Source organism: Rhodococcus sp. USK10 (assembly GCF_019378875.1).
Classification (GTDB): Bacteria; Actinomycetota; Actinomycetes; order Mycobacteriales; family Mycobacteriaceae; genus Rhodococcus_F; species Rhodococcus_F pseudokoreensis.
In genome coordinates, this window is sequence record NZ_CP076048.1 from 5,536,525 (window position 1) to 5,552,140 (window position 15,616).

Sequence of the window (15,616 nt, forward strand, 5' to 3'; positions counted from 1 at the left end):
TCGGGTGGAACTGCGGCAGCTTCGATACTTCGTCACGGTGGCCGAGGAGATGAACTTCAGGCGCGCCGCCGAACGCCTGCACATCGCGCAGCCCGCGCTCAGTCAACAGATCAGCAAGTTCGAGAAAGAACTGCGCACCACCCTGTTCGAGCGGACGACGCGACGCGTCGAGCTCACCGACGCGGGACGGGTACTTCTGGACGAGGGCAGGCGTGTCCTCGCGGAAGCCGATCACGCGCTCGCCGCGGTAGAACAGGTGGCGCACGGGGAGGTGGGGCTGCTCCGCATCGGTTTCGTCAGTTCCGCGGCACTGCGGATCGTCCCCGCGACCATGCTCGCCCTGCAGAAGGAGTGGCCCGGAGTTCAGGTGCAACTGTCCGAGTCGACGACCGACCGCCAGCTGTCGGCGATCGCGGACGGCATCCTCGACATCGGGCTGGTCCGCGAAGTCGACCGCGCGGACGGCATCGTGGTCCGGCCGCTGACCCGCGAGCCTCTGCTGGTGGCGATGCACTCGTCGCATCCCTTCGCCGCCCGGGAGTCGGTGCGGCTCGTGGAATTGCGCGACGAACGGTTCCTCACGTTTCCGCGCGGTCAGGTGTCGCGGCTGTACGACCACATCGCCGCCCTGTGTCATCACGCCGGTTTCCGGCTGGAGGCCGCGCAGGAGGCCGTCCAGTTTCCCACCCTCCTCGGACTGGTCGCGGCCAACACCGGAGTCACCATCGTTCCCGCCAGCCTCCGAGCCCTGCACCTCCCGGACCTGCGGTACGTCGCACTCTCCGACGCCCATGCGGTGTCGACGGTGTCGGTCGCGTATCGCGCTGATCGGCAACAGATCCCGGCGGTCCGGCATTTCCTCGACGTGGCGACCGCGCTGGACCTGTCCTAGCGTCCAGGGCAGTCGGGGGTCCGGGGTAGTCGGAGCCGCTACTCGACGGCGAAGTCGTTCGACGTCCCGGTGAACGAGGTGACGATTCCCGCCGCGTCCCGGCTGTCGCCGTAGTGCTGCACCCGGTATCGCCCGGCGGGCGTTCCGGGCGGAACGTCCCACGTGATGCGCGCGACCGACCGGTGAGACTCGGTGCGAGTCCAGTGGTACCTGGTCGACCAGTCGCCGTCGTCGGCGTGCCGTATCCAGCGGTCGCCGCTCAGGCGCTGGATTTCGAAGAACGTTCCCCCGCGGCGTGGGTTGTTGCGCGGGTGTCCGGTGACGAACTCGACGGTGACCTGTTGGCCCGGAGCAGTTTTCGCTGACGGCTGGGTGAGGGTGTCGCCGAAGGCGTGGCCGGCGGGTGGCTCGTCGTGCTCGACACGAGGACCGAAATACGGCTGGAACTGCGACAGGTCGCGGGGTGCCGGGCCACGCGGGACGTCGCTGCCGGTGCGCAACGCATCGGCGAGCGCCGCGAATCCCTGCTGGTACGCGGGCAGCGTGTACCGGCCGAACAGGGTCGACCCGCCCTCGTACTGCTGTGCGTCGTACTCCTGCGGGGTGGTGCAGTAACTCGCATACGAATTCGCGTAACCCTGGAAGATCACGTTCTCCAGAGGGACACTGAGTCTTTCGGCGACGGTGCGGCGGATCCGCAACCCGGCCACGATCGTGAACTCCGCGGGACCGCCCACGACATACACCCCGCCGATGCGCAGGATCTGGATCTTCAGCACATGCGGAACCCAGCCGTCCGGTGGCAGCAGACCCACGGCCGCCAGCACGAGTTTCGGGGCCTGCGCGTCCTGCAGCCACTGCGGGATCGGGGCGTCCATCCCGCCGAGTGCGTCGACGAGCGGATTGGTGGTGCCCTCGGGGAAGATCGGGATGGCCGGACCGTCCTCGGTGCTGCCGGCGCTCATGGCGGCGCCGACGCAGGCGGACGACGTCCGATACGTGCGGCCGTCGGGCGTGAACTCGCCGCCGACTTCCTGATTCGCCATGTCGAGGTACATGATTCGACTGTCCACGCCGCCGGTGAGATTCGTCGACGCCGATGCCCACGCCGTGCGTGCGGCCCCGACCTGCCGCTGCCCGATGATCCGGGTGTTCTCGAACTCGTCGTCGGTGGGTCCGTGGCCGGGCCGGAGGTCGAGGTTGGGGGACATGTCGCCGGTGTTCGTCTGCGGGAACGCGGCGACGAACTGCGGTGTGCCGTCGAGGTAGCGGACGCCCGCGTGGTCGTGCTCCCAGAAGTAGGCGGCCGCGCCCTTGTTATCACCCGAGATGAGGTGATTCGTGTTGGTGAGCGACGCGCCGTGGGTCGGGAACCAGTTGATGGCGCCGACGTCCCTGCCGCCCTGCGTGATTCGCAGCACCCGCATCGACGTGTCGATGCCGAGCGGGTAGTAGTCCCTGTCCTCGGCGGGGTTGCGGTCGAACGCGATTCGCGAGCGGTTGACGCTGGCGTCGGTGAGTTCGCTGCGGCCGTACGACAGCGAACCGGGCGCGAGGGAATCGTGCGCAGCGGTGATCGCCTCGACGATGCCGCCGACCTCGGCGTCGAACACTTGGCGGTTGTGGCCGAGCACGGCGAGGTTGTACGCGTAGTCGTGGGACGCGCCGCCGCACGCCGCGTGGGAGTGGACGGCCGTGAGCATCACGTTGCGTTCGGTGTAGAGGTCGCCGTAGACCTGCGCGAGCCGGGCGAGCACGGCGTCGTGGACGGACTGGAAGATCATGCAGACGTCGGCGCAGACGTAGACCACGCGCTGCGCCCCGCCGGATTCGGCGAACACGAACGCCCGGGCGCGGGTTCGCTGGTGCAGGCCCTCCGCGCGTTGCTCGAAGCTGGAGTAGCCCATCATCCCGACCTCGACGACCGGCCCGGTGGCGTCGGAAATGCCGATGCCGACCAGGAATTCGCCGGCGCCGGGATCTGCGGCGGCCCGGCCGGAACCGAGCGTCGCGACCGCCGGAGTCAGGGCTGCCCCCACGAGCACGCTGCGTCGTCTCATCTGCACTACCGATCGTCCTTTCGGCGGCAGCCCCCCGAGGTCACCACGAATTGGTCAAGCGTCCAGAACCGGTATTGGACCCCAGTTCGGTGCTCGGCGCAACCCCAGGTGAGTGGCAAAGCGTGCCCGCGCACACTTCGCCACTCACCTGTCAGACGGGCTGCGCGTCCCCGAACGTCATCTTCAGTTCGGAAATCGACGACGTGAGGAGCGCCCGCTTCGGAAGTCCCAGCGACCGCAGTTCGTCGGCGATCGGATGGCTGCCCAGTTTCAGTTCCGCGCCTCCCGGCCGGGAGCGGACGCCGGTCGGGCTCATGTCCCAGGTGGTGAATCGGGTCAGTCCGTCGAGGTGCGAATAGGCGGTGAGCGACGTGCTCGCGCCCGATCCCGGCACCGGAATGCCCTGTTTGACACTCAACTGGGCGATCAGCCGACCGCCCTGACTCACCGACCCGCGTTTGATGGACCCGGAGTGGTCGACGTCGAAGTGGGCGAGGACCTTCGGGAACCCCCAGATGCCGCGGCCGGCGGCCAGGGTGAAGTCGCCGTCGACCGGCAGGTGGTGGATCAGCGCACCGGCCCGGCCCCGGGCCAGCGCCTTGAGGTCTTGCGGGACCGACGTCCCGGCGGCCCGGTGGTCGCGGACGAGGAACGACACCCCGAACTCGTTGTACGGCCCGAGGTCGCCGTCCACGTAGTCGACGAACACCAGCACGCACACACCGCGCCCCGGCCGGAACTGCATGATCTCCAGTCCGGTGTCGTCGATCAGCGACTGGGCGGCAGCGGTCGGCACCGAATACATCGCCGTGAAAGCGGACGCCGCCCGGATCTCCACGGGCATGGCGACCTGCTTGCCCAGAACTTGGTGCGACGTCACGGCGCGACCACCCCGCGCAGGCCGTCGGCGCCGAACATGGGCTCGAACATCGACCCGAAGTCGGGGCCGCGCCGCAGCATCTGCCCGCCGTCGACGTTGATGATCTGACCTGTGATCCAGGTGGAGTCGGGGCCGAGGAGGAACTTGGCGAGCGCGGCGATGTCGGTGACCTCGCCGACCCGCGAGATCGGCGTGTTGGCCAGGTAGTCGTCCAGGACGGGTCCGCCGTCGGTGATGAGCGCGACGAGGTCGGTGCGGGTGAGTCCGGGGCGAATGCAGTTGACGCGGACGTTGCTGGCCCCGAGTTCGTCGGCGGCGAGACGCGTCAGGTTGTCGACGCCCGCCTTCGACGGGCCGTATGCGCCGAACCAGCGGTGCGTGTTGCTGCTCGCGATCGAGGAGATGGTGACGATGGAACCGCCGCCCCCGGCGACCAGAGCCCGGGCGGCGTGCTTGATCGTCAGCATCGTGCCGGTGACGTTGAGGTCGACCGTTCTGCGCCAGGCGTCGACGTCGAGTTGAGTCACGGGCCCGACCGTTTCGTTGCCGCCCGCGCAGGTGACGGCGCCGTCGAGTTGCCCGGTGCGCTCGCGCGCCTTCGCGACCGCGCGGACGACGTCGTCCTCGTCGGTGACGTCGGCGGTCACCGTGTCGACCGTCCCCGAGGGGTTGTCAGCGCTGATCTGCTCCGCCGCGCGTGCCAGCTTCTCCTCGTTCCGACCGCAGATCGTGACGTGGACGCCCTCGGCGGCCAGCGCGGTGGCGATGCCCAGTCCGATGCCACTGCCCCCGCCGGTGACGAGCACGGACGTCTTCGCGAGCCCGCCGCTGCCGTCGTTGGTAACCACGCACACCTCCAGGTAATAGAACTCGTGTCAATTATCGAGCCGTGGATCTGTGAAAACTGTCGCCATACCACTGCGTCATAGTAGGAACACGTTCTATTATCGGGGCACGAACGGCGGGATTCAATGCGGAGGAGCGTCCTGATGACGGACAGGCCGGAATTCGATCTCATCGACGGACGGTTCTACTCGGGCGACCTCGGCGACCCGCGGCAGGCATACACCTGGATGCGCGCACACGAACCGGTGTACCGGGCCGAGGGTATTCTCGGCGCCGCGTCGTACGAGGCCGTCGTGGCCGCCGAACGCGATCCGGAGTTGTTCTCGAACGCGGGCGGAATCCGGCCCGGGGTGGGCCCGCTACCCCAGATGATCGACATGGACGACCCCCAGCACCTGCAGCATCGCCGCCTCGTCAACGCCGGCTTCACCCGCAAACAGGTCGAGGCGAAGTCCGGCCGGATCCGCGAGATCTGCGACCACCTCATCGACGCCGCGTGCGACAAGGACGAAGTGGACTTCGTGCGCGATCTGGCGGCGCCCCTGCCGATGGCCGTCATCGGCGACATGCTCGGCGTGCGCCCCCAGGAACGCGACCTGTTCCTGCAGTGGTCCGACGACCTGATGAACGCGCTCGGCAGCAACGCCACCCCGGAAAGACTGCAGGCGCAGGCCAACGCCTACCTGGCGTTCAACGAGTTCACCCTCCGCACCATCGAGGAACGGCGGCAGAACCCGACGGACGACCTCACCAGCATCCTCGTGCACAGCGAAATCGACGGGCACCGGCTGAACGATGCGGACATCGTCGGCGAAACCCTGCTGATCCTCATCGGCGGCGACGAGACCACCCGGCACGTCCTGAGCGGCGGCATGGAACAACTGCTGCGCCACCCCGAACAGCAGGCACGTCTCGTGAACGACCCCGACGGCATCCCCACAGCGGTCGAGGAGATGCTGCGCTGGTCGTCGCCCATCAAGAACATGTGCCGCACCGTCACCCGCGACGTCGACTTCTTCGGAACCGCCCTCCGCGAGGGCGAGAAGGTGATGCTGCTGTTCGAATCCGCCAACTTCGACGAGGTCGTGTTCGCGAACCCCGAGGTGTTCGACATCGGACGGTCCCCGAACCCGCACGTCGCGTTCGGTTTCGGCACCCACTTCTGCCTCGGCAACCAACTCGCCCGGCTCGAAGCGAAGATCATGTTCGAGCAACTGCTGTCGCGGCTGCCCGACATGATGCTCGTCGACGACACCCCGCTGCTGCGTCGTCCCGCCAACTTCGTGTCCGGGTTGGAGGAGATGCCGGTGAAGGTATAGGCCCTTCGGGCTCGTGAGTGCTTAATGAGTCTCTGGACTCGTTACCCACGCACGGGCGGCGAAGCCGCCTACTCCGGGGCGCCGATGTTCAACTCGTCCGGATGGGCTCCGACGCGGGCGCCGTCGTCCATCGTCTCGATCTCGCTGAGGTCCTGCTCGCTGAGTTCGAAATCGAACACGTCGATGTTCTCGCGGATCCGCGATTCGTGGACCGACTTGGGGATGACGATCAGCCCGCTCTGCAGATGCCAGCGGATCAGGACCTGGGCCGGGGACTTGCTGTGCCGGTCGCCGATGCGGGTGATGATCGGATCGGTGAGCAGGATGTTCGGCTTGGAGTCGTCGCCCCAACCCGAATTGCTGGTGCCGCCGAGCGGGCTCCACGATTCGACGGCGATGCCGTGCTCGACGGCGAACCCCCGGACCTCCTGCTGAGCCAGATGCGGATGCAACTCCACCTGATCGACCGCCGGGACGACGCCGCCCCGGTCGATCAGCAACTGCAGGTGGCGCGGTTCGAAATTGCACACGCCGATCGCCTTGGCGCGCCCGGACTCGGCGATCTTCTCGAGCGCATCCCAGGTGCGGAGGATGCGGTCGTCGTCCTGCAGCGGCCAATGGATCAGGTACAGGTCGACGTAGTCGACACCGAGGCGTCCGAGGCTGGCGTCGAACGCCTTCAGTGCCGGCTCGTAGCCCTGGTCCGAGTTCCACAACTTGGTGGTGAGGAAGATGTCCTCCCGCGGGACTCCCGAGTTCGCGATGCCGCGGCCGACCCCCTCCTCGTTGCCGTACGCGGCGGCCGTGTCGATGTGCCGGTAGCCCGCCTCGTCCAGGGCGAACCCGACGGCGTGTTCGGTCTCGTCGTTGTCGGCCTGCCAGACCCCCAGACCGAGTTGGGGGACGATGGTTCCGGAATTCAGCACGATGCTGGGTACTCGAGGACTCATGCTGTCCAGGCTATCGACTGGGTACATGCGCCGCCTGGCATCATGCGGAGGTGACCCGAATTCGGCTACTGGCGACGGACCTCGACGGCACCCTGCTGCGATCGGACCGCACGATCTCCCCGCGCACCGCGCGGGCCATGGAGGATGCGCGACGGTCGGGCGTCGAGGTGGTGTGGGCCACGGCCCGTGCCCGGCATTCGGTGCACGAACTCGCGCAGTCGTGCGGATTCCGGGGCAAGGCTATCTGCGCGAACGGTGCCGTCGTCCTCGACCTGGCCGACGGGACCCCGGTGATCACGGCGACGACGACCATCGCGATGGCGTCGGCCGCGGCGGCGATGGACCGGGTGCGGACGCTGATGCCCGGTGTCGTGTTCGCAAACATCGGCCCGACGCGCTTCGTCGCCGAACCGGCGTACGCGGCACTGTGCGAGTTCGCCGACCACCACCGGCATCCGCACGAGATGACGCTGTCGGAACTGCTGCCCGACATGGACGAGCCGATGGTAAAGATCGTCGCCCGGCATCCCGAGGTGCCCAGCGCCGATCTGTACCGCGCGGCGGTGGCCGCCGGCGTCGACGGCGTCGAACTGACACATTCCGGTGCGCCGTATGTCGAGATGGCGGCGTCCGGTGTGTCGAAGGCGAGCGCCCTCGCCGAACTGTGCGCCGTCGACGGGATCACGACGGACGAGGTCGCCGTCGCCGGGGACGCCATCAACGACGTCCCGATGCTGACATGGGCGGGCACGGCGCTGTGCCCGTCCAACGCGCTGCCCGAAGTCCTCGCCCTCGCCGACCACGTCCTGCCCAGCAACGACGAGGACGGGGTCGCCAGCTACCTGGAGGGGCTGCGCCCGTGAGTGGTTGACGAGTGCAGAGACTCGCTAACCACGCACGGGCGGCGAAGCCGCCTACAGTCCGGCGGCGGTAGCGAGCTCGGCGAGGTAGGCCCGCGGCTGCCCGAAGAGTTGCGCGCTCCCGTGCGCGCGCTTGAAGAACAACTGCGCGTCGTGCTCCCAGGTGATGGCGATGCCGCCGTGCAGTTGGATGGCCTCGGCCGCGACCTGTTGCAGCGCCTCCGAGCAGTACACCTTCGCGACGACGGCGTCGTCGTGCGTCCCCGACAGCGCCGCCGCGTACGACATCGACCGGGCCGTCTCGACGAGCGCGTACATGTCGGCCATGCGGTGCTTCAGCGCCTGGAACGATCCGATGGCGCGTCCGAACTGCTTGCGAGACTTCGCATACTCGACCGTCTGTTCAAGTGCCGCCGCCGCCGCACCGACCTGTTCCGCCGACAGCGCGACCAGCACGACGGTGCGCAACTGCTCGACGAGGTCGGTGGGGGAGACGAGCCTGCGTGCCGCGACGCCGTCGAACACGACCTCCGACAGCGTGCGCGTCGGGTCCATCGCCGGCACCCGACGCCGGGTGACGCCGTCGGCCGACGGGTCTACCTCGAACAGGCCGTCGGACGTGAGGACCAGCAGCACGTCCGCGACGTCACTGCCGAGCACGTACGACGCCGTCCCCGACAGCGTCTCGCCCGACGCCGTCACACCGAAGCCGCTCCACCCGTCCGGACCGGCCCAGCACAGCGCCGCCACCGAGCCCGCCGCGATACCGGGAAGCAGCCGGGCGCACGCGTCGTCGTCCCCCGACAACACCAGCGCCTGCGCAGCCAGCACCGCGCTGCCGAGCATCGGCGACGGCGTCAGCGTGCGACCCAGCTCTTCCTGCACCACATGAACTTCCAGCAGCGACGCGCCGACGCCGTCGTACTTCTCCGGAACGGCGAGCGCGGCGACGCCGATCTGCTCGCACAATCTGGACCACACGGACTCGTCGTAGCCGTGCCCGGTGATGATCGCCCGGCGGACGGCGGCGGAGTCGGAATACTTGCCGAGTAGGTCCCGCACCGACTCTCGCAGTGCGGCCCGTTCCTCGTTGTCGAAACTCACGACACACCCACCAGTGAATCGACGACGCGACCTCGGTGGAAGGCCGGTGTGCCCCAGGCGGACACGAGCGCGCGGACCTTGGTGAGCCATAGCGACAGATCGTGCTCCTGCGTGTACCCGATGGCGCCGTGCACCTGCAGCGCCACCCGCGCCGCCCGGTGGGCGGCATCTCCGCACGCCACCTTCGCGGCCGACACGTCCCGGGAACTGTCGGCGGACCCGTCCCGCACGGCCAGCGCCGCACCGTGCAGCAGCGGCCGCGACATCTCCAGCCCGACAGCCACTTCCGCCAGGTGATGCTTGATCGCCTGGAACTGTCCGATCGGCTTGCCGAACTGCTTGCGCTGCTTGGCGTAGTCGGTGGTGACGTCGAGCAAGGTCTGCCCCAGCCCCTGCAGTTGCGCCGCGGTCGCGAGGGCACCGAGGTCGAATGCGGGTGCGAAGTCGATGCCGCCCAGGGGATCCTTGGCGGTCAGCGGGAACAACCGCCGCGACTGATCGACCGAGTTCTGCACCGCCCCGGCCTGTCCGAGACGCAGGGTCGTGCCGTCGACGAGCAGGACAAGATCGGCCGAGTCCGCGTCCACCGCGAACGGTACATGCGGCGCCGCGGCAACCGTGGCGAGCAACCCGGAAGCCAACGCCGACAAACGGTCCGGATCCGCCTGCGCGAGCAGCGCCGGTGCGACGGCGACGGTCTCGGCTACCGGGCCCGGAACGGCGTGGCGTCCGAGTTGTTCGACGGCCACCACGAGGTCGACGGCGTCGGCGCCGAGTCCGTCGTGTTCCTCGGACACCAGCAGTCCGTTCACGCCCGTCTCGGCGAGGCGCTGCCACACCTTCAGGCCCGGGCCGGTGTCGCCGGTGTTCCACGACCGGATCACCGCCGGCATGTCGGCCTTCGACAGCAGCGCGTCGATGCTGGACGCGAAGTCCTGATGGGAGGAGTCGAGTGTGAATCTCATCGATCCGCCTTCGGTAGGCCGAGCAGGCGCTCGGCGATCACGTTCTTCTGAATCTCGTTGGTGCCGGCGTAGATCGGGCCGGACAGGGAGAACAGGTAGCCGTCCGTCCAGTTGTCCGCGAGCTCCGCCGAGGCGCCCTGCAGTTCGAGCGCGGTCTCGTGCGTGGCGATGTCCCACTCCGACCAGAACACCTTGTTGATCGACGACTCGGCGCCCAGTTGCCCGCCGTCCGCGAGCCTGGTGACGGTGCCGAACGTGTTCAGCTGGTAGGCGCGGGCACCGATCCAGGCGTCGGCGACCCGGTCGCGCAGCGCGGTGTCGTCGGTGCGGCCGGAGGTCTCGAACAGCGCGACCAGTCGGTCGACCGTGGCGAGGAACCGTCCGGGGCTGCGCAGCGACAGTCCGCGCTCGTTGGACGCGGTGCTCATCGCGACCCGCCAGCCCTCGTTCACGCCGCCGATCACGCCCGACTCGCCGGGGTTCGCCGGGTCGTCCGGCACGAAGACGTCCTCGAGGAAGATTTCCGCGAAACCGGGTTCGCCGTCCAGCTGATCGATCGGCCGGACGGTGACACCCTGCGACCGCAGGTCGAACATGAAGTACGTGATGCCCTTGTGGCGCTGCGCGTCCGGGTCGGACCGGAACAGCCCGAAACCCCAGTCCGCGAAACTCGCCCGGGAACTCCACGTCTTCTGCCCGTTCAGCACCCAGCCACCGTCGACGCGGCGGGCGGTGGAGCGGAGCGACGCGAGGTCGCTGCCCGACTCCGGCTCCGACCAGGCCTGCGCCCAGATGTCGTCGGCGCGGGCCATGCGCGGCATGATGCGGGCCAGCTGCTCGGCGTTCGCGTGCTCGAACAGCGTCGGGGCGAGCAGGAAGATGCCGTTCTGGCTGACGCGTCCGGGCGCACCCGAGCGGTAGTACTCCTCCTCGAACACCACCCATTCCAGCAGCGACGCGTCGCGTCCGCCCAGTTCCTCCGGCCACGACACGACCGACAGCCGGGCGTCGGCGAGGGTGCGTTCCCACGCGCGGTGCGCCTCGAAACCCTCCGCGGTGTCCATCGACGGCAGCGGCTCGGCGGGAACGTTGTCGCGCAGAAAGGTTCGCACCTCCTCACGGAAGGCGACGGTGGCGTCGTCGAACTCGAGATCCACTTACTTGGCTCCTTCGTTCGAGTTGCGGGCGCTGGCGGCCATCGACTTGGCGTCCATGCCGCCGAGCGGATCGGTGTCGATCTCCGCGTTGTGCGCGTGCGCGAAGTGGTGGAGTCCGAAGACGGAGTCCATGCCGTTCCGCATGCCCATCTGGTCTTCGCACTGGTTGACGGCCTTCTTGGTGAGCGCGAGTCCGAACCGGGGCATCGCGGCGATGCGGCCGGCGATCGCCAGGGTCTCCGCCTCGAGGTCCTCGCGCGGCACGACGCGGTTGACCATCCCCACCTCGTACGCGCGCTGCGCGGTGAACCGGTCACCGGTGTAGAGGATTTCCTTCGCGAACCGCGGTCCCAGCATCCACGGGTGCGCGAAGTACTCCACTCCGGGGATGCCCATACGTACGACCGGATCGGAGAAGAAGGCGTCGTCGGACGCGACGATCAGGTCGCACACCCACGCCAGCATCAGACCGCCGGCGATGCAGGCGCCCTGGATCATCGCGATCGTCGGCTTCGGGATCTCCCGCCACCGACGGCACATCCCGAGATACACCTCCATCTCGCGGGCGTAGCGCTGGTCGCCGCCGGGCTTGTCGACGTGGTCCCACCACATCACGGCCTTGTTGTCGTAATGGACGTGATGGTCGCGGCCCGGGGTCCCGATGTCGTGCCCGGCACTGAAGTGCTTGCCGTTGCCGGCGAGGACGATCACCTTCACGTCGTCGTCCTCGACGGCCCGCTCGAACGCTGCGTCGAGGGCATACGTCATCACCGAGTTCTGGGCGTTGCGGTAGTCGGGGCGGTTGAGCGTCACGAATGCGACACCGTCGCGCACGTCGTAGGTGACGACGTCACCCTCGTCCGGAACCGTCATTTCTTCTCCTCACGCAGAACGTTTTTCATGACCTTCCCGGAGGGGTTCCGGGGTAGGGAGTCGACGAAGCGCACCGACCGGGGCACCTTGAAGTTGGCGAGACGCTCCTTGCAGAACGCGATCACGTCGTCCTCGGCGAGCGCGGTACCCGCCTTCGCCACGACGAACGCGCGCCCGACCTCGCCCATCCGCTGGTCGGGAACACCGATGACGGCAGACTCCGCGACACCGTCGAGCCTGGCAAGGGCGTTCTCCACCTCAGCGGGATACACGTTGAACCCGCCGGAGATGTACATGTCCTTGAGACGGTCGGTGATGTCGACGTATCCGCGGTCGTCGAGCGTGCCGACGTCGCCGGTGTGCAGCCAGCCGTCGGCGTCGATGGTCTTGGCCGTCGACTCGGGGTCGTCGAGATAGCCGAGCATCACGTTCTCGCCGCGCACCAGGATCTCGCCGTGGTCGCCGATCCGGACCTCCATCCCGGGGATCGCGCGACCGGACGTGGTCGAGACGGTCACCGGGTCGTCGTCGGTCCGGCACATCGTGACCACCACGGCCTCGGTCTGGCCGTAGGCGGTGAGGACGGCGTCGAAGCTCAGTTCCGACTGCATCCGTTCCACCAGCGCGACGGGCACGGCGGCCGCACCGGTGATCGCGACCCGCAGGCTGGACAGGTCGTACTTCGGGCGGTCGGGGTGGTCGAGGATCGACTGGAAGATCGTGGGGGCGCCGGGCAGCACGGTGATCTGCTCGTCGTGCACGGTCGCCATCACCTTCGGCACGTCGAACACCGCCATCGGCACCACCGTCACCCCGTTCAGCAGGCACACCAGGAACCCGGCCTTGTAGCCGAAGGTGTGGAAGAACGGGTTGATGATGAGGTAGTTGTCGTCGGACGTCACCTCCGCGCACTCGCCCCACGCCCGGGCGATGCCCACCGACTGCCGGTGCGCGCTCATCACCCCCTTGCTCCGGCCCGTGGTGCCCGAGGTGAACATGACGTCGGAGACGTCGTCGGGGGAGACGGCGGCCGCGCGGGCGTCGGCCTCGGCGCGGGTGTCCTCGTCGGCGAGGGCGAGGAAGTCGTCGAAGTCGACGACACCGGGGGTCGGGGCGTCGCCGCCGTCGACGGGCACGCGGACGACCGTCGGCAGGTCGAGGGTGCTCGACTCGTCGCGCAGCGACGCGTACCGATCGGTGCCGAGGAAGTTGCCCGCGACGACGAGTGCGGTCGTCTTGGTGCGCTCGAGGATGTCGAGGGTTTCCGGCGCGGTGTACCGGGTGTTGATCGGGACGAGCGTCGCGCCGGCGTAGTGGATGCCGAGCGCCGCGACCACCCAGTGATACGTGTTGGGCGACCACACCGCGACGTGGTCGCCGGGCCGCACGCCCTGCGAGCAGAGTGCGGCGGCGAAATCGCGGACATGGTCGTGCAGTTGTGTGAAGGTCAGACGGACGTCGCCGTCGGACACCGCCGGAAGCTCGCCGTATGCACGCGCGGCGTGGATGACGGCGGACGGGATGGTTCTCGGATGTTCGGTCACTGGGCTCCCTACCTACCTAGCAAGTGCTTGGTAGGTTATCTTACAGACGTGGACCAGAGCGAGAGCCCGGACGGGCTGATCACCGACGACGACTTCGCCGAGAGCGTCAGAACGTGGCTGAAAAACAACCTGACCGGCGACTTCGCCCGGCTGAAGGGCAAGGGCGGCCCCGGGAGCGAGCACGAGTTCTTCGAGGAACGGCTCGCCTGGGACCGGCACCTGGCGGCCGCCGGATGGACGTGCCTCGGCTGGCCGAAGGAATACGGCGGGCGCGGAGCGACGCTGGCTCAGCAGGTCGTGTTCCACGAGGAATACGCGAAGGCAGGGGCACCGGCACGCGTCAGTCACGTCGGCGAGGAGTTGCTCGGGCCGACGCTCATCGCGTTCGGCACCGAGGAGCAGAAACGACGCTTCCTGCCGGGGATCAACACCGTCACCGAACTGTGGGCGCAGGGCTACTCCGAGCCCGGTGCCGGCTCCGACCTCGCCAACGTCGCGACCACCGCACGACTCGACGGCGACAAGTGGGTGATCAACGGACAGAAGGTGTGGACGTCGCTCGCGCACGTCGCGCAGTGGGCGTTCGTGCTGTGCCGCACGGAACCCGGGTCGAAGCGGCACCAGGGGCTGAGCTTCCTGCTCGTGCCTCTGGACCAGCCCGGCGTCACCGTCCGGCCCATCCAGCAACTCACCGGCACATCCGAGTTCAACGAGGTGTTCTTCGACGACGCCGTCACCGACGCCGATCTGGTGGTCGGGGAACCCGGCGACGGCTGGCGCGTCGCGATGGGGCTGCTCACCTTCGAACGCGGCGTGTCCACGCTCGGGCAGCAGATCGGATTCGCCCGCGAACTGCAGGGCGTCGTCGACCTCGCGCAAGCCACCGGCGCAGCATCCGACCCGAACATTCGCGAGAAGATCGCCCGCGCCTGGGTGGGGCTGCGCGTGATGCGCGCCCACGCCCTGCGGACCCTCGAGGCCGTCGATGCCGGAACGTCCGGGCCCGAGGCGTCCGTCGCGAAACTGCTGTGGGCCAACTGGCACCGCGACCTCGGGCAGCTGGCGATGGAGGTGCAGGGTGCGTCGTCGCTCCTCGCCCCCGTCGACCCGACGTCCGACATCACCGATCCCGAACATCTCGAACTCGGCGAATGGCAGCGGCTGTTCCTGTTCACCCGCGCCGACACCATCTACGGCGGATCCAACGAGATCCAGCGCAACATCATCTCCGAGCGCGTGCTCGGACTCCCCCGAGAGGCACGACCGTGACAAAACCCGCACCCCTCGCCACCGCACCCGTCGAGACGGCGGGCCACGACCTGCTGAAAGGCAAGAAGGTCGTCGTCACCGCCGCCGCGGGCACCGGCATCGGCTACGCGTCCGCGCGCCGTGCCCTGCTCGAAGGCGCCGACGTCCTCGTGTCGGACTGGCACGAACGCCGCCTCACCGAGACAAAGGAGAAACTGGCCGCGGAATTTCCCGGGCAGGCCGTCGAGGCGCTGACGTGCGACGTATCGAGCACCGAACAGGTGGACGCGCTGATTTCCGGGGCGGCCGACGCCCTGGGCCGGATCGACGTCCTCGTCAACAACGCCGGACTCGGCGGTGAGACGCCGCTCGTCGACATGACCGACGAGGAATGGGACCGCGTCCTCGACATCACGCTGAACGGCACGTTCCGCGCCACCCGCGCCGCGCTGCGCTACTTCAAGGGCGTCGAGCACACCGGCGTCCTCGTCAACAACGCGTCCGTCCTCGGCTGGCGGGCGCAGCACTCGCAGGCCCACTACGCGGCGGCGAAGGCCGGCGTCATGGCACTCACCCGGTGCAGCGCGATCGAGGCCGCCGAATACGGGGTCCGGATCAACGCCGTCGCCCCGTCCATCGCGCGGCACGCGTTCCTCGCCAAGGTCACCAGCGAGGAACTTCTCGACAAACTGGCATCCGACGAGGCCTTCGGCCGCGCCGCCGAGGTGTGGGAAATCGCCGCCACCATCGCCATGCTCGCCAGCGACTACACCACCTACCTCACCGGCGAGGTCGTGTCGATCTCGTCGCAGCGGGCGTAGGCGGCTTCGCCACCCGTGAGTGGTTAACGAGTGTCTGGACTCGCTAACCACTCACGGGGCCGGAGGCCCTAACAAGCGCTTGGTTGATAGGATGTGA

Annotated in this window: 14 protein-coding genes; 5 read left to right on the forward strand and 9 right to left on the reverse strand. The window is 68.4% G+C overall.

Going from position 1 to position 15,616, the window contains the following annotated elements; all coding sequences use genetic code 11:
• Positions 1 to 4 precede the first annotated feature (4 nt).
• Positions 5 to 892 (forward strand): LysR family transcriptional regulator, encoded by an 888-nt coding sequence (locus tag I1A62_RS32695; RefSeq protein ID WP_219456449.1) that lies wholly within the window; start codon positions 5 to 7, stop codon positions 890 to 892.
• A 38-nt stretch (positions 893 to 930) separates the two neighbouring features.
• On the opposite strand, the gene I1A62_RS32700 is transcribed toward I1A62_RS32695, so the two are convergent.
• From I1A62_RS32700 to I1A62_RS32710, 3 genes are all read right to left on the reverse strand, one after another.
• Positions 931 to 2,958 (reverse strand): neutral/alkaline ceramidase, encoded by a 2,028-nt coding sequence (locus I1A62_RS32700; protein WP_219456451.1) that lies wholly within the window; start codon positions 2,956 to 2,958, stop codon positions 931 to 933.
• A 145-nt stretch (positions 2,959 to 3,103) separates the two neighbouring features.
• The gene (locus tag I1A62_RS32705; RefSeq protein WP_219456452.1) at positions 3,104 to 3,832 is read right to left on the reverse strand and encodes an acetoacetate decarboxylase family protein; all 729 of its coding nucleotides are present in this window, start codon (positions 3,830 to 3,832) and stop codon (positions 3,104 to 3,106) included.
• A complete protein-coding gene (locus I1A62_RS32710) occupies positions 3,829 to 4,680 on the reverse strand; it encodes an SDR family oxidoreductase (protein WP_219456454.1) in 852 nt (283 codons plus the stop codon). The genes I1A62_RS32705 and I1A62_RS32710 overlap by 4 nt, the downstream gene beginning before the upstream one ends.
• A 141-nt stretch (positions 4,681 to 4,821) precedes the next feature.
• Between I1A62_RS32710 and I1A62_RS32715 the strand changes: the two genes are divergently transcribed.
• The gene (locus I1A62_RS32715; protein WP_219456456.1) at positions 4,822 to 5,997 is read left to right on the forward strand and encodes a cytochrome P450; all 1,176 of its coding nucleotides are present in this window, start codon (positions 4,822 to 4,824) and stop codon (positions 5,995 to 5,997) included.
• Positions 5,998 to 6,065: 68 nt separating this feature from the next.
• On the opposite strand, the gene I1A62_RS32720 is transcribed toward I1A62_RS32715, so the two are convergent.
• Complete coding sequence (locus tag I1A62_RS32720; protein WP_124392139.1) at positions 6,066 to 6,947, reverse strand: aldo/keto reductase; 882 nt, start codon at positions 6,945 to 6,947, stop codon at positions 6,066 to 6,068.
• Positions 6,948 to 6,997: 50 nt separating this feature from the next.
• Here I1A62_RS32720 and I1A62_RS32725 point away from each other — a divergent pair, with 50 nt between their 5' ends.
• Positions 6,998 to 7,810, forward strand: coding sequence for an HAD family hydrolase (locus tag I1A62_RS32725; RefSeq protein WP_219456459.1), 813 nt, complete (start codon positions 6,998 to 7,000; stop codon positions 7,808 to 7,810).
• A 51-nt stretch (positions 7,811 to 7,861) separates the two neighbouring features.
• Here the strand turns inward: I1A62_RS32725 and I1A62_RS32730 are convergent, their stop codons facing one another.
• Genes I1A62_RS32730 through fadD3 form a run of 5 tightly spaced genes read right to left on the reverse strand, consistent with a single transcriptional unit; the run spans position 7,862 to position 13,450 of the window.
• A complete protein-coding gene (locus I1A62_RS32730; RefSeq protein WP_219456461.1) occupies positions 7,862 to 8,911 on the reverse strand; it encodes an acyl-CoA dehydrogenase family protein in 1,050 nt (349 codons plus the stop codon).
• A complete protein-coding gene (locus I1A62_RS32735; protein ID WP_124392142.1) occupies positions 8,908 to 9,876 on the reverse strand; it encodes an acyl-CoA dehydrogenase family protein in 969 nt (322 codons plus the stop codon). The genes I1A62_RS32730 and I1A62_RS32735 overlap by 4 nt, the downstream gene beginning before the upstream one ends.
• Positions 9,873 to 11,033, reverse strand: a complete 1,161-nt coding sequence (locus I1A62_RS32740; RefSeq protein ID WP_124392143.1) for an acyl-CoA dehydrogenase family protein — start codon at positions 11,031 to 11,033, stop codon at positions 9,873 to 9,875. The genes I1A62_RS32735 and I1A62_RS32740 overlap by 4 nt, the downstream gene beginning before the upstream one ends.
• Positions 11,034 to 11,906, reverse strand: coding sequence for an enoyl-CoA hydratase (locus I1A62_RS32745; RefSeq protein ID WP_124392144.1), 873 nt, complete (start codon positions 11,904 to 11,906; stop codon positions 11,034 to 11,036).
• Complete coding sequence (gene fadD3 / locus I1A62_RS32750) at positions 11,903 to 13,450, reverse strand: 3-[(3aS,4S,7aS)-7a-methyl-1,5-dioxo-octahydro-1H-inden-4-yl]propanoyl:CoA ligase (RefSeq protein ID WP_124392145.1); 1,548 nt, start codon at positions 13,448 to 13,450, stop codon at positions 11,903 to 11,905. Before fadD3 ends, I1A62_RS32745 begins: the two co-directional genes overlap by 4 nt.
• 48 nt (positions 13,451 to 13,498) lie before the next feature.
• Here fadD3 and I1A62_RS32755 point away from each other — a divergent pair, with 48 nt between their 5' ends.
• Complete coding sequence (locus I1A62_RS32755; RefSeq protein ID WP_219456463.1) at positions 13,499 to 14,719, forward strand: acyl-CoA dehydrogenase family protein; 1,221 nt, start codon at positions 13,499 to 13,501, stop codon at positions 14,717 to 14,719.
• Positions 14,716 to 15,519: an SDR family oxidoreductase gene (locus I1A62_RS32760; RefSeq protein WP_219456465.1), complete on the forward strand. Its 804-nt coding sequence runs from the start codon at positions 14,716 to 14,718 to the stop codon at positions 15,517 to 15,519. The genes I1A62_RS32755 and I1A62_RS32760 overlap by 4 nt, the downstream gene beginning before the upstream one ends.
• The last annotated feature ends 97 nt before the right edge of the window (positions 15,520 to 15,616 follow it).